We start from the raw sequence: 12,040 nt of genomic DNA, 5'->3' as shown, positions 1-12,040 counted from the left end.
AATAAATCAATTGATTTTGGCTAAACACCTCACTTTCTTCTATCACCGCAAAATTGCAAAAAAGTAATCGGAAAACATTCTGTTTTTGAAAAAGTAATGCACAAAAATAGATTATTCAACCAATTTTGGTTGAATATTAACAAATTTTTCTATTTTAGCAGCAAAATAATCTACGTATGTCAAAAGTAAAGTATAGATATAATCCGGAAACATTAAGTTATGATAAAATTGAAACCGGGTTTAGATTTTATCTTTCCAGAGTATTTACATTTTCGTTCTTTGGTGCCCTGATGGGTCTGGTATATTTCTTTGCGTATGTCTATCTGATAGATAGCCCCAGAGAAATAAGACTTGAGAGGGAAAACTCCAGAATGTTGGCTCAGTACGAAATCATGAGGGATAAGCTGTCACAGGTTCAGGTTGTGCTTGACGACATACAGCAGCGTGATGAAAATGTTTATCGGGTAATTTTTCAGGCCGATTCCATTCCAAATTCAGTTCGAAGAGCAGGATTTGGTGGCGTAAATCGTTATCGCTACCTGGAAGATCTTGACAATGCCAGTCTGGTTGTAAATACTGCTCAGAAACTGGATGTTATCATGAAGCAGTTATACGTGCAATCCAAGTCGTTTGACGAAATCATTGATCTTACCCAAAGAAAAGAGGAAATGCTTCGATGCATCCCTGCTATTCAGCCTGTTTCAAACCGGGATTTGCGTCGAACTGCATCCGGTTTTGGATGGAGGATTGACCCCATTTATAAGACACGCCGTTTCCATGAAGGTATTGATTTTTCAGCCCCTACCGGAACTGAAATTTATGCGACAGGTGATGGTGTGATAACTTCGGTAAGAAATTCAGCAATTGGCTACGGAAAACACATTGAAATAGATCACGGTTTTGGTTACTCTACACTTTACGCTCACCTGGATGAATTCAACGTTAGGGTAGGACAAAGGGTTAACCGTGGAGATGTGATTGGTTTTGTTGGAAATACAGGAAAATCGACAGCACCTCACCTTCATTATGAAGTTAGAATTAAAGGACGTGCGGTGGATCCTACTCATTATTTCTTTCAGGATTTAACCCCGGAACAATATGAAGAGATGATCCGAATTGCATCTAACAGCAACAGAACATTTGACTAGGAATTGACCTAATTAATTCATTATACGACCATCTTGCGATTGCAAGGTGGTTTTTTTATGCATTTGTTTTTTGAGGTTCATTCTCTCTGATCAACCATAATATTACGAAAGTCAGAAATCCGTTGAGAATCAGTTTTTCATATCCCAATGAAAAGCCAAACCACTTTTCAGCATTGAAATCGATTATTCCGGTGATTATCGGGGGCAGCAGTGCAGCAAAAATAACAAGTTTATCTTTTATCCGGTATTTTGTAAATAATCCAAAAGCGTACAATCCAAGAAGTGGGCCATAGGTATATCCGGCCAGAACGTAGACCAGATTGATGATGCTGTCCTGATTGAGAGCCCGGAAAACCAAAATAATAAGCGCTGTTATGATTGTGAAACCAAAATGAACCAAAACCCGATAGGTTTTGGCTTTTTGAGGCTTCATTTTATCAATCTTAAGAATGTCGAGTGAGAACACTGTGGTTAAAGATGCAAGTGCCGAATCGGCACTGGAGTATGCTGCAGCTACCAATCCCAGAATAAAAAACAAACCGGCAGCCATAGGCAAGTAACCGCCCATAGCCAGCATCGGATAAAGGTCATCTGCTCTTTCCGGTAAAGGAATTCCCGCTTCGTTTACATAGATATATAACAAAGCTCCCAGACTTAAAAAAAGAAGGTTTACAGGCAGAAAGGCAATGCCATACCAATACATGTTTTTCTTTGCATCTTTGATGTTTTTACATGAGAGGTTTTTCTGCATCATATCCTGATCTAATCCAGTCATAACGATGGTGATAAATGCACCTGAGAAAAATTGTTTAAGAAAATGACGGGATGAGGCCCAATCTGTGTTCAGAATGGTTGAGTATTCACTTTTGGAAATGGTATAAACCATTTCCCGAAAACCTAATTCCAGTTCACTTCCTATATAATAAATGGTTATTCCAACAGCAGATAGCATTAACAGAGTTTGTAAGGCATCAGTCCAAATAATGGTTTTAATACCCCCTTTAAATGTATAAAGCCAAATTAACCCAATTGTGACCATTACGGTTTGGTAAAACGGAATGTTCAATGGATCGGATATGGCCAATTGAAGAACTCCGGCCATGAGGTATAATCTGGCAGAAGCACCAGTGAGTTTTGATATAATGAAAAGAATGGAGCCCGATTTGTACGAATGTGTTCCGAAACGATTGTTCAGATAGGTGTAGATGGATGTGAGGTTTAAACGGTAATAGAGGGGCAGTAGAATGTTGGCTATAAAAATGTAGCCTGTTACAAACCCGGTTACCATTTGCAGATAATTGAACTGCTGTGTGGCAACCCATCCCGGAACCGAGACGAATGTTACTCCCGAAAGAGATGCTCCAACCATTCCAATGGCTACAATGAACCATGGCGATTGTCGGTTTCCTAGAAAAAAAGTAGCATTATCTGCTTTTCTGCCCGTAATCCACGAAACAAAAAGAAGAATGAGAAGATATCCTCCAATAATTGAGCCTGTAAGTATCGGATTCATTTTTTTGTAGCAAAGAAAAGCTTTTTGCCGGTTCCGGCAAAAAACTTCAGCATGTTACCTCTAATTTTTATTACCTTTGATCTTCGAAAAATTGTTGAAAGAACATTTTAATATTATTTTAAATGAACAACTCCCGATATCCCTCAAGGTTGCTGGAGAGTGCTGTTAATGAATTTGCCCGTTTGCCGGGTATAGGAAGAAAAACAGCACTGAGGTTGGCGCTGTTTGTGTTAAAGCAGGAGGTTGATGATGTTGTCCGGTTTACTTCAGCCATCAGGGAACTCAGGGAAGAGATTCAGCATTGTAAAGTTTGTTTTAATATCTCCGATTCTGAGGTATGTGAAATATGCGCTTCTCCCAAACGCGACCGTTCATTGGTTTGTGTGGTGGAAAGCATTCGTGATGTAATGGCCATTGAAAACACCCAGCAGTACACAGGTATTTATCATGTGTTGGGAGGAGTTATCTCTCCAATGGATGGCATTGGACCCGATGATTTGACCATTGAGCCGCTTGTGGAGAAAGTAAAATTTGGTGAAGTGAAAGAAGTTATTTTTGCTCTGAGCACCACCATGGAGGGAGATACAACAAACTTTTTTATTTATCGAAAACTGGCTCCCCACAACATTGAGATGACCACCATTGCACGTGGCGTTTCTATTGGGGATGAGCTGGAATATGCCGATGAGGTTACCCTGGGAAGATCATTGATTAATCGAATGCCATTTGAGAAATCACTGTAAAAGAAGAAATAAATAATTTAATATATAAAACATGGAAAAACCAAACTACCTAAAGCAGATATTATTATTTTATTGGTTTATTTTTGCAGCTCTTTTAGTGTTTGCTTTTATAGCCATTTCTCTTGGTTCCAAGGTTAGTGGAGTGTTAGATTGGTCTTTGCAGGATGTGGAAACCCTTAAATCGGTGATTATTATTCTTGCTTTGGGGGGAATACCTGCGGGTTTTATATTTCACAATAAAAAAATAAAGAAATTGCCCCAGGAGATGGATATGGACAATCGCATAAAGCAATATCGTAACAGTTTTTTTATTAAAATTGTAACATTTGAAGCTTTAGGAATTATTTCATTAATTGGATATCTGGTGTCGGGTGATTTTGCGTTTGTAATGATTTTTGCGTTGCTTTTTGTGGCATTTTTGCTTAATATTCCCATAAAAGAGCGTATTATTAATGAATTGGAACCTAAAAACGAAGAGGAGTCTATATGATAATCGCTGTAGATTTTGATGGAACCATTGTTGATCACCGCTATCCCGATATTGGCAAAGAGAAGTTTTTTGCCTTTGAAACACTTAAGGCTCTTCAAAGAGATGGCCATCATTTAATTCTCTGGACATACCGGGGTGGTAAATTACTGGATGAAGCAGTTGAATATTGCAGAAAAAACGGAGTTGAATTTTATGCTGTGAATTGCAGTTATCCTGGAGAAGTTATAGAGAATGACCAGAGTCGTAAAATCCATGCTGACTTGTTTGTCGACGACAGGAATGTTGGTGGATTCCCGGGGTGGGGGGAGATTTATCAGGCGATAAACCCCAATATGAGTACAGAGGAGCATGCAGAGTTCAGGCAAAATTTTGAGAAAGCCCGCCGACGTACCCTGAGTGGCTTCATTCGTTATATCCTGGGGCGTGAGTAAGGCAAGTTGATGGTTTGTCGCAAGGAGTCGGGATTTTGGATAGAATCGGGATTAGGTTTAGGATAGGGCTTAATATTGTGATTGCAAGGTGTGTAATATTTAGTTAAAAATTGATTCCACATATATTGAAACAGGTTTTAAGTCCATAAGAATAAAAAAATAAATAAAATGAGAAATATAAGGTTGATAATTGCTGCCATCATTGTGATGCCAATGTTAAGCAGTTGTGGCTATAACAAGATGGTTGATTACAGCGAAGCTGTGGATGCTCAATGGGCACAGGTTGAAAATGTTTATCAGCGACGTGCTGATTTAATCCCTAATTTGGTTGCTACCGTTAGAGGATATGCAAGTCATGAGCGCGAAACTCTTGAAGCGGTTATTGACGCAAGGAGCAGGGCGACCGGTGTTAACTTTTCGCCGGAAATGATGAACGATGCTTCAATGCGTCAGTTCCAGGAGGCGCAGGAAAATCTTTCATCGGCTCTGTCGAGATTGATGGTGGTTGTAGAGCGTTATCCTGATCTGAAAGCCAATGAGAATTTCAGAGATTTACAGGCTCAGCTGGAAGGTACTGAAAATCGCATAGCTGTTGAGCGAAACAGATTTAATGAAGCAACCAGGCAATATAATGCATATATCAGGCGCTTTCCGCAACGGATGGTTGCATCAATTTTTTCATTCGAGCGCAAACCTTATTTTGAGGCCGATAGAGGTGCACATCAGGCTCCACAAGTAGAATTTTAGCGTATAGATATGGCAGAGAAACTATTTAGCAGTGAGGATAAAGAGAGGATTGTGGCTGCTGTTAAGCAGGCTGAATTAAATACCTCGGGAGAAATTCGTGTACATATTGAAAATCATTGTCCGGAGGAGTTGATGGACAGGGCAGCTTACCTTTTTGAAAAACTGAAGATGCATAAGACAGAACTTCGCAATGGAGTGCTGTTTTATTTAGCTGTTAAGGATCATCAATTTGCCATTTTGGGTGATGCGGGTATAAATGCCGTTGTGGAGGATGATTTTTGGGAGTGTATCAAAGAGAAGATGACAGAGTATTTTAAACAAAGTGACTTTGCCGGGGGATTGGAGTGTGGTATTCTTAGGGCAGGAGAGAAATTAAAGTCGCATTTTCCATATCAGAGCGATGATGTGAACGAACTTCCTGATGAAATTTCTTTTGGTAAATGATATTTGATGATTATGAATAAGAGTTTAAGATATATTTTTATTGTTCTGTGTTTTGTCGGATTTTCTGATCTTTTGGCAAGTCCTATACCGGAAAGACCGGTTCCACCCCGTTTGGTGAATGATTTTGCAGGTGTTTTGCCGGAAGGTTCCCTAAATAATCTGGAAAATAGTCTGGCTCAGTTTGCCAGAGAGACCAGTACTCAGGTAGCTGTTGTAATAGTACCTGATTTGGGCGGCTATGATGTGGGAGATTTTGCCTTTCGGGTGGCCGATAAATGGGGGATTGGACAGGCAGGCACCGATAATGGCCTGTTGGTGTTGGTAAAACCTCGCATCGGGAATGAGAGAGGACGTGCCTATATCGCCGTTGGTTATGGTTTGGAAGGAGTCATTCCTGATGCAGTAGCTCGAAGGGTGGTTGATAATGAAATGATTCCTCATTTTCGAAACGATGACTATTACACCGGGTTAATTGCCGGATTGAATGTAATCATGGATTTAACGAGAGATGAATACACTGCCGATGCCTACATGTCCAGAACCGGAAGCCGAGAAGAGGCTGTTGGAGGCGTGGTTGGGTTGGTTATAATTATTGTGATGTTCATGGTCATATCAAGAGCAAGACGAACAAGACAGTCTTCTTTGGGGCATGATGTGCCATTTTGGGTAATCATGTCGATGCTAGGCTCTGGTTCGCGAAGACACAGCGGACAGTGGGGCAATTTTAGCTCAGGCCGGGGAAGTTTTAGCCCCGGATCCGGAGGTGGTTTTGGAGGATTTGGAGGAGGTCGCTTTGGCGGCGGAGGTGCCGGGGGAAGCTGGTGATGTAAAATATGTTCTTTTGATATAAAACAAAGAGGTGTAAATCTTAGATTTACACCTCTCTTATTTTTAAGTAATGTATGAATTACAATTGGTCGTCCACAAGAATACGTCCGCAGTATTCACAGACAATGATTTTCTTTCTGATCTGAATGTCCAGCTGACGCTGAGGTGGGATTTTATTGAAACAACCACCACAAGCATCCCGTGCTACGGTAACAACAGCTAACCCGTTACGTGCATTTTTACGAATACGTTTAAATGCAGTCAATAGGCGGTCGTCAATTCGGGTCTCAATCTCTTTTGATTTTGTTCTTAGCCGCTCCTCTTCGTTTTGAGTCTCTGAAACAATCTCATCCAATTCTGCTTTTTTAGCAGTCAGATCAGATTGACGCTCTTCCAATTGCTTTCTCGATGCATCTACCAACTCCGATTTGGCTTTCATTTCAACAGTGAACTCTTTAATGCGCTTTTCGCAAAGCTCAATTTCCAGCGTTTGGAATTCTATCTCTTTAGTAAGAGAATCATATTCACGGTTGTTGCGCACATTTGATTGTTGCGCCTCATATTTTTTAATGAGCAAACCTGCATCCTTAATTTCATTCTTTTTGGTCAGAATGCCATCATTAAGGCTCTTTACTTCAGCTTCCAAGTTCTTTATGCGGGTTTCTAAACCCTCTATTTCATCTTCTAAATCCTGAACTTCCAAAGGAAGTTCTCCCCTCAGGGTTTTGATTTTATCAATTTCTGAAACGACTTTTTGTAAATCGTGCAGTGCGCGAAGTCTTTCTTCTACAGGAACTTCATTTGCACTTGTTTTTGAATCCATTGTTGCCATTCTGCTAAAAATATTTTATAGGATTGCTATTTACTTCTGATAAACGGACTGCAAAATTAGGGATTTTTTTTGTAAGTATCTCAAAAAAAAGTTCTTTAGTGAACTGTTCACTTTCATAATGTCCCACATCTGCAATCATAATGCGGTTTTCTGCATCAAAAAACTGATGGTACTTAAAATCTCCGGTTACAAATGCCTGGGCACCCGAGGCAATGGCATTTCTTAAAAAAGAGCTTCCGCTGCCACCACAAACAGCCACTTTTTGAATCTTTTCATGTATGCATTCGGTGTAACGAATGCATGAGGCATTCGTCACTTCTTTTAGTTTCGTAAGAAATTCTGTTTTGCTCAGCGGTTGATGGTATTCTCCAACAATACCTAACCCTGCTTCAGGCCAACTGTTGTTCAGAGGATAAAAATCAAATGCAGGTTCTTCATACGGGTGTGCTTTTATCAAAGCATTTAAAACCCTGGATTGCAAAGTGGCCGGGAGAATGGTTTCTACCCTGATTTCGGGTTCGGTGTGCAACTCTCCTTTTTCCCCAACGTATGGATTGGTCGATTCATCGCCGCGAAATGTGCCTTCTCCGGCGATGTTGAAACTGCATGAGTCGTAATTGCCTATTTGACCTGCTCCGGCCTCAAATATGGCATTTCGAACTTCCCCGGCAGCTTCTTTGGGCACAAATACCACCAGTTTTACCAGGGCATTTTGCTTAAGAGACAGGATTTTGTGATTGATGAGTCCCAGTTTATTGGCCAAAATGCCGCTGACACCGTTTTTTACATTATCGATGTTGGTGTGTGCGGTATATATGGCAATGTTGTTTTTGATGGCTTTGATAAATACCTGTTCTGACAGGTTTTTCCCGGTGAGGCTTTTTACCCCTGAAATGGTGACCGGATGGTGACTGATGATGAGGTTGCAGTTTGTCTTTATCGATTCATCAACAACCTCCGGTGTAACATCAAGTGTGATGAGCACTCCGGTAGCGTTTTGGTTTACATCGCCGGTTTGCATTCCGCTGTTGTCAAACCCTTCCTGAAGCGATTGCGGAGCAAAGTCTTCAAGATGGCTGATGATCTCTTTTATGGTCATTTTTTTCGAAACTATTTCAATTTGTAAAATGGCAGGAACAAACCTACATTCCTTCTTTGATATCGATGAGCATCTCTTTGATATCTTTCAGCCGTTTTACTACTTCGAAGTTTTCTATGGTGTCTTCTTTGTTCTCTTTCAGTTTTTTTTCGGCACCTTTCAGTGTCATCCCTTTTTCTTTTACCAGATGGTAAATCAGGTGAAAGTTCTCAACGTCCTGAGGCGTAAAAAGGCGATTGCCTTTTTTGTTTTTATGTGGTTTGATGATGTTGAATTCTTTTTCCCAGAAACGAATTAATGAGGTGTTGACGTTAAACATTTTAGCTACTTCACCTATGGTGTAGTAGAGCTTTTCAATTACAGGCTCTTTATATGGCATGGTACAACTAAATTTTAGGAATATCTATCTTACAATTTTACTCTTTTTTTTTAATGATTACAAGAAAATTTGCTGCCATTATTTTAATGGCCACTCTTCGGTTGCTTCTCGTATATAGGTGTTTAGTTGCATCACTTTTCTTGCGCTTTTAAGATATTGCTGCATGCCTTCCCACCCCGGGGCAATATGATCAGGAACACCCTGCCTGTCCCACACAGAAGCAGGGTATATGTAGTACCTGCGGCGATTGTCGATGATTGGCGTGTGAACCCAGGTAAGCAGGTGTTGAGCATCTTTAATGTAGGTGTCGCCTTTATGTTTCGCCAAAGTGATTCGAACCATTGCCCCACCGTCAGTCAGTTCCCATCTTTGGTTGGAAATAAAGTTTCCCAGGGAATAAACAACCAGTTGTTCGCGGTCGTTTTGGTAGGTTAGGTGCATGGGTTGAATGACATGCGGATGAGCTCCAATGATGATGTCTGCTCCATGTTCAAAAAGAAATTCTGCCAATTCTGTTTGATCGTTTGATGGTGAGGTGGCGTATTCGTTACCCCAATGCAGAAACATGATGATTTTATCAGGATGCATGGATTTGGTCAGTTCTAGATCCTGTTTCATTGTTTCTTTGTCGATGAGGTTGACAATATTTGGTGGCGTAACAGGTATGCCGTTGGTGCCGTATGTGTAGTTTAACAGAGCCAGTTTGATGCCATTGATGTGAATGATGCGGGGATGGTGTTTTGCAATATCCGTGCTATCCAGAAAAGTTCCTGTCCTCACAAAGTGATGCTGATCCAGAACTTTGATGGTTCTTTCCAGTCCTGCTTTGCCACGATCGCACGAGTGGTTGTTGGCGGTAACCAGAACATTTACCCCTGACTCTTTGAGAGCCGTTGCGAGTTCGTCCGGAGAACTGAACAATGGATAACCTTTATATGGCTCTCCTCCCAGCGTCACTTCAAGGTTTCCCACAACAACATCTGCTGATCGGAAGTATGGTTCAATGTATTTGAAGTTTTCTGAATAGTCATGGTATCTGCCACCATCACGTTCTGCACTCTCAATTTGCGCTCCATGCCCCATTACATCTCCAAAAAAGAGGAGCGTGGCTTCCTGACAAACCGAACTGAACGTTATCGAAAAAAGGATAAGTGCGAATATAAAGGGCTTCATGATTAGTAACTTTTACAGTAAAAACAGGGTTTGATGAACTTTTAATTCTTTGCCTTTGTTCTTTGTTTAAATATGATGATATTTAAATTAAAATTGAAACAAAATGAATTCTGACATATTGATTGTTTATGGGTCATCCTTAGGTAATACCCGTTTTGTGGCCGAAAAGTTACAATCACTTATTCAAAAATCTGATTTAAAAGGAGCTAATGATGTTTCTCCGGAAACCATCAAGGCATACTCTACTATAATTCTTGGAACCTCAACATGGGGGGTTGGTATGTTGCAGGATGATTTTGAAACATTTGTGGAGATGCTGGTTCAACAGGATTTGTCCGGCAAAACCATTGCACTGTTTGGTCTTGGTGATCAGCAGAATTACCCGGATACTTTTTGCGATGGGATGGGGAAACTCTATGAACTTTTGCAGGATAAAGGTGTGAAGTTTATTGGTGAATGGTCGGCAGATGAGTACGATTTTGCATCATCAAAAGCCTATAGAGAAGGCATGTTTGTTGGTCTTGCTCTCGATGAGGATAACGAACCTGATTTGTCCGATTACCGAATAGAGAAATGGGCTGAAAGCATCAGAGAATTATTATAATCTGTTTTCCGGTTCAGCAACATGCCTTACCACCAGACTGTCCAACTCCTGTTTTGCAAACAGAGTTGGATAATCTTCCAGGAACTGAGTCATCACATTTCTTAATGCGGATTCCCGAATAAAACCTGCTTTTGATTTCACCTTGTATTTTTTACAATACATATCAATCGCTTCCAGCTCCTTGTCATTTAACAGAATGGTAACTTTATGTTGCCGCTTCAATGCCTGATGTCTTTGCACAGGAGCGTTGTCAGCTTTCTTGCTTGCCTTTTTTGCCATGAAGACCTTTATTTTAAGCGGTAAAAATAAGTAAAAATGTGAAACTGTACAATTTGTAGTTGTGAGGTGGTTAATATTACATGCAATCTTTTCAGGCGCCTGTCGAGCCATGAGTTTATTAAGTTGGAATGTAGAAGATGAGATCGCATTTCAGAAAGCAGAAAGGTAGACTTATTCGCCCCCTAAAACCAACAAAGCCCCCTGATAATCAGGGGGCTTTGTTGTAAAAGTGTACCCGGAGCGGGACTTGAACCCGCACAGTCGCAATGACTACTGGATTTTAAGTCCAGCGTGTCTACCAATTCCACCATCCGGGCAGACCATAGTTTGTATGTAAAAAATCCCCGCGTTACGGGGATTAAACAGAGAGCGAAAAACGGGACTCGAACCCGCGACCCCGACCTTGGCAAGGTCGTGCTCTACCAACTGAGCTATTTTCGCGTTTGCAGTTGCAAAGATAAGACTTTTTTCTTTTGTGCAAACATCAGCTGCAATTTTTTCATAGCTTTTTTAAAGAAAAAACAGCCGCTATTCCTATTCGTTTATACAGTTTATTAGGATTCAAATGGTTCTGTTTTTCGGGGTTTTTTATCTCTTTTTTGACATTCTTGTATTTTATGACGAAATTGAATGAATGTTTAATATGTAAATGTTCGTTTTATGAAGAAAATAGGAATTATACTAATCATTATTGGGATATTGATCACAATTTTCACCGGCATTTCATTTAAAACTGAAGAGGACGTTGTTGAGATAGGTGAATTTGCCATTACTCAGGAAAAAGAGCATGAAATTAACTGGCCGCAATGGGTTGGAGGAGCTGTTGCCCTCGGTGGTATCGTTATATTGTTATTAAGTCGGAAAAAACAATAAACATATTTCTGATGTATTTTTTTAAAATGAAGTTTAATTTTTAATAAAATATATATGGGTGGTTTACTATATTTAATTGCCGTTATATTGGTAATTCTTTGGGTTATCGGTTATGTCGGGTATAGTGTTGGCGGTTTAATTCATATTTTGTTGGTTATTGCCATCATTGCAGTTTTATTGAGGATAATCAGGGGAAGGTGATTCCGCTTCTTTTGCTTGTGTGCTATTTTGGGGGATTCGTATTGAGGAGTCACTCGATTTATCTACACAGCATAGATACCGATATAACGATCTGGCTGGTTAATTCAACTTCTCTGCATTCTTTTTTATGTAACCATTGATTTTTTGAATCAATTTCGTGTAAAGTGCATTTTTTCAGACTAAATTCAATGGTTATGAAAATGTCATCTTTTTTCAAATTTTGCTCTATATTCCAATTTGGTTAATCGGTGCTCTG

At 40.1% G+C, this 12,040-nt stretch carries 16 protein-coding genes and 2 tRNA genes; 10 read left to right on the top strand and 8 right to left on the bottom strand.

Annotation, left to right across the window (positions count from 1 at the left end; all coding sequences use genetic code 11):
* Positions 1–176 precede the first annotated feature (176 nt).
* Positions 177–1,148 carry a M23 family metallopeptidase gene (locus B5X70_RS02835; protein WP_079556368.1) on the top strand — a complete coding sequence of 324 codons (972 nt, stop codon included), beginning with the start codon at positions 177–179 and terminating at the stop codon, positions 1,146–1,148.
* Positions 1,149–1,203: 55 nt separating this feature from the next.
* Here the strand turns inward: B5X70_RS02835 and B5X70_RS02830 are convergent, their stop codons facing one another.
* Positions 1,204–2,661: a sodium:solute symporter gene (locus B5X70_RS02830; protein ID WP_079556367.1), complete on the bottom strand. Its 1,458-nt coding sequence runs from the start codon at positions 2,659–2,661 to the stop codon at positions 1,204–1,206.
* A 122-nt stretch (positions 2,662–2,783) separates the two neighbouring features.
* On the opposite strand from B5X70_RS02830, the gene recR reads away from it, so the two are divergent.
* From recR to B5X70_RS02800, 6 genes are all read left to right on the top strand, one after another.
* Positions 2,784–3,404, top strand: a complete 621-nt coding sequence (recR, locus tag B5X70_RS02825) for a recombination mediator RecR (RefSeq protein WP_079556366.1) — start codon at positions 2,784–2,786, stop codon at positions 3,402–3,404.
* A 31-nt stretch (positions 3,405–3,435) separates the two neighbouring features.
* The gene (locus B5X70_RS02820) at positions 3,436–3,894 is read left to right on the top strand and encodes a hypothetical protein (RefSeq protein WP_079556365.1); all 459 of its coding nucleotides are present in this window, start codon (positions 3,436–3,438) and stop codon (positions 3,892–3,894) included.
* Entirely contained in the window at positions 3,891–4,325 is a 435-nt protein-coding gene (locus B5X70_RS02815) for a BT0820 family HAD-type phosphatase (RefSeq protein WP_079556364.1), read from the top strand. The genes B5X70_RS02820 and B5X70_RS02815 overlap by 4 nt, the downstream gene beginning before the upstream one ends.
* Positions 4,326–4,493: 168 nt before the next feature.
* Entirely contained in the window at positions 4,494–5,072 is a 579-nt protein-coding gene (locus tag B5X70_RS02810; protein ID WP_079556363.1) for a LemA family protein, read from the top strand.
* Positions 5,073–5,081: 9 nt separating this feature from the next.
* Entirely contained in the window at positions 5,082–5,516 is a 435-nt protein-coding gene (locus B5X70_RS02805; protein ID WP_079556362.1) for a TPM domain-containing protein, read from the top strand.
* Between the two features lie 12 nt (positions 5,517–5,528).
* Positions 5,529–6,341 carry a TPM domain-containing protein gene (locus B5X70_RS02800; protein WP_088328881.1) on the top strand — a complete coding sequence of 271 codons (813 nt, stop codon included), beginning with the start codon at positions 5,529–5,531 and terminating at the stop codon, positions 6,339–6,341.
* An 82-nt stretch (positions 6,342–6,423) separates the two neighbouring features.
* On the opposite strand, the gene B5X70_RS02795 is transcribed toward B5X70_RS02800, so the two are convergent.
* The 4 genes from B5X70_RS02795 to B5X70_RS02780 all read right to left on the bottom strand — a co-directional run bounded on the left by B5X70_RS02795 (position 6,424) and on the right by B5X70_RS02780 (position 9,827).
* Positions 6,424–7,167, bottom strand: a complete 744-nt coding sequence (locus B5X70_RS02795) for a zinc ribbon domain-containing protein (protein WP_232468289.1) — start codon at positions 7,165–7,167, stop codon at positions 6,424–6,426.
* A 13-nt stretch (positions 7,168–7,180) separates the two neighbouring features.
* Positions 7,181–8,275: a Nif3-like dinuclear metal center hexameric protein gene (locus B5X70_RS02790; RefSeq protein ID WP_079556359.1), complete on the bottom strand. Its 1,095-nt coding sequence runs from the start codon at positions 8,273–8,275 to the stop codon at positions 7,181–7,183.
* A gap of 43 nt (positions 8,276–8,318) precedes the next feature.
* Positions 8,319–8,654, bottom strand: a complete 336-nt coding sequence (locus B5X70_RS02785) for a MerR family transcriptional regulator (RefSeq protein ID WP_079556358.1) — start codon at positions 8,652–8,654, stop codon at positions 8,319–8,321.
* 78 nt (positions 8,655–8,732) lie between these two features.
* Positions 8,733–9,827: a CapA family protein gene (locus B5X70_RS02780; protein ID WP_079556357.1), complete on the bottom strand. Its 1,095-nt coding sequence runs from the start codon at positions 9,825–9,827 to the stop codon at positions 8,733–8,735.
* 103 nt (positions 9,828–9,930) lie between these two features.
* On the opposite strand from B5X70_RS02780, the gene B5X70_RS02775 reads away from it, so the two are divergent.
* Positions 9,931–10,431: a flavodoxin gene (locus B5X70_RS02775; protein WP_079556356.1), complete on the top strand. Its 501-nt coding sequence runs from the start codon at positions 9,931–9,933 to the stop codon at positions 10,429–10,431.
* Here B5X70_RS02775 and B5X70_RS02770 read toward each other — a convergent pair.
* The 3 genes from B5X70_RS02770 to B5X70_RS02760 all read right to left on the bottom strand — a co-directional run bounded on the left by B5X70_RS02770 (position 10,426) and on the right by B5X70_RS02760 (position 11,151).
* A complete protein-coding gene (locus tag B5X70_RS02770; RefSeq protein ID WP_079556355.1) occupies positions 10,426–10,710 on the bottom strand; it encodes a hypothetical protein in 285 nt (94 codons plus the stop codon). The genes B5X70_RS02775 and B5X70_RS02770 overlap by 6 nt on opposite strands.
* 232 nt (positions 10,711–10,942) lie before the next feature.
* Positions 10,943–11,027, bottom strand: a tRNA-Leu gene (locus B5X70_RS02765).
* Between the two features lie 51 nt (positions 11,028–11,078).
* Positions 11,079–11,151, bottom strand: a tRNA-Gly gene (locus B5X70_RS02760).
* A gap of 219 nt (positions 11,152–11,370) precedes the next feature.
* Between B5X70_RS02760 and B5X70_RS02755 the strand changes: the two genes are divergently transcribed.
* Both B5X70_RS02755 and B5X70_RS17845 read left to right on the top strand, forming a co-directional pair.
* Positions 11,371–11,583, top strand: coding sequence for a hypothetical protein (locus tag B5X70_RS02755; protein WP_079556354.1), 213 nt, complete (start codon positions 11,371–11,373; stop codon positions 11,581–11,583).
* A gap of 54 nt (positions 11,584–11,637) precedes the next feature.
* On the top strand, positions 11,638–11,784 hold the full coding sequence (locus tag B5X70_RS17845) for a lmo0937 family membrane protein (RefSeq protein WP_143255014.1): 147 nt from the start codon (positions 11,638–11,640) through the stop codon (positions 11,782–11,784).
* Positions 11,785–12,040 lie beyond the last annotated feature (256 nt).

The sequence above is a fragment of the Alkalitalea saponilacus genome, from assembly GCF_900168165.1.
In the GTDB taxonomy this organism is placed as follows: domain Bacteria; phylum Bacteroidota; class Bacteroidia; order Bacteroidales; family Marinilabiliaceae; genus Natronoflexus; species Natronoflexus saponilacus.
The sequence above is the reverse complement of the archived record's forward strand: the minus strand, read 5'-3'. Positions and strand labels throughout refer to the sequence as shown.

Coding starts and splice junctions, on each gene's coding strand:
- B5X70_RS02775 (WP_079556356.1), top strand. CDS start 9,931: ATGAATTCTGACATATTGATTGTTTATGGGTCATCCTTAGGTAATACC.
- B5X70_RS02755 (WP_079556354.1), top strand. CDS start 11,371: ATGAAGAAAATAGGAATTATACTAATCATTATTGGGATATTGATCACA.
- B5X70_RS02790 (WP_079556359.1), bottom strand. CDS start 8,275: ATGACCATAAAAGAGATCATCAGCCATCTTGAAGACTTTGCTCCGCAA.
- B5X70_RS02770 (WP_079556355.1), bottom strand. CDS start 10,710: ATGGCAAAAAAGGCAAGCAAGAAAGCTGACAACGCTCCTGTGCAAAGA.
- recR (WP_079556366.1), top strand. CDS start 2,784: ATGAACAACTCCCGATATCCCTCAAGGTTGCTGGAGAGTGCTGTTAAT.
- B5X70_RS02780 (WP_079556357.1), bottom strand. CDS start 9,827: ATGAAGCCCTTTATATTCGCACTTATCCTTTTTTCGATAACGTTCAGT.
- B5X70_RS02800 (WP_088328881.1), top strand. CDS start 5,529: ATGAATAAGAGTTTAAGATATATTTTTATTGTTCTGTGTTTTGTCGGA.
- B5X70_RS02830 (WP_079556367.1), bottom strand. CDS start 2,661: ATGAATCCGATACTTACAGGCTCAATTATTGGAGGATATCTTCTCATT.
- B5X70_RS02820 (WP_079556365.1), top strand. CDS start 3,436: ATGGAAAAACCAAACTACCTAAAGCAGATATTATTATTTTATTGGTTT.
- B5X70_RS02805 (WP_079556362.1), top strand. CDS start 5,082: ATGGCAGAGAAACTATTTAGCAGTGAGGATAAAGAGAGGATTGTGGCT.
- B5X70_RS02835 (WP_079556368.1), top strand. CDS start 177: ATGTCAAAAGTAAAGTATAGATATAATCCGGAAACATTAAGTTATGAT.
- B5X70_RS02810 (WP_079556363.1), top strand. CDS start 4,494: ATGAGAAATATAAGGTTGATAATTGCTGCCATCATTGTGATGCCAATG.
- B5X70_RS02785 (WP_079556358.1), bottom strand. CDS start 8,654: ATGCCATATAAAGAGCCTGTAATTGAAAAGCTCTACTACACCATAGGT.
- B5X70_RS02815 (WP_079556364.1), top strand. CDS start 3,891: ATGATAATCGCTGTAGATTTTGATGGAACCATTGTTGATCACCGCTAT.
- B5X70_RS17845 (WP_143255014.1), top strand. CDS start 11,638: ATGGGTGGTTTACTATATTTAATTGCCGTTATATTGGTAATTCTTTGG.
- B5X70_RS02795 (WP_232468289.1), bottom strand. CDS start 7,167: ATGGATTCAAAAACAAGTGCAAATGAAGTTCCTGTAGAAGAAAGACTT.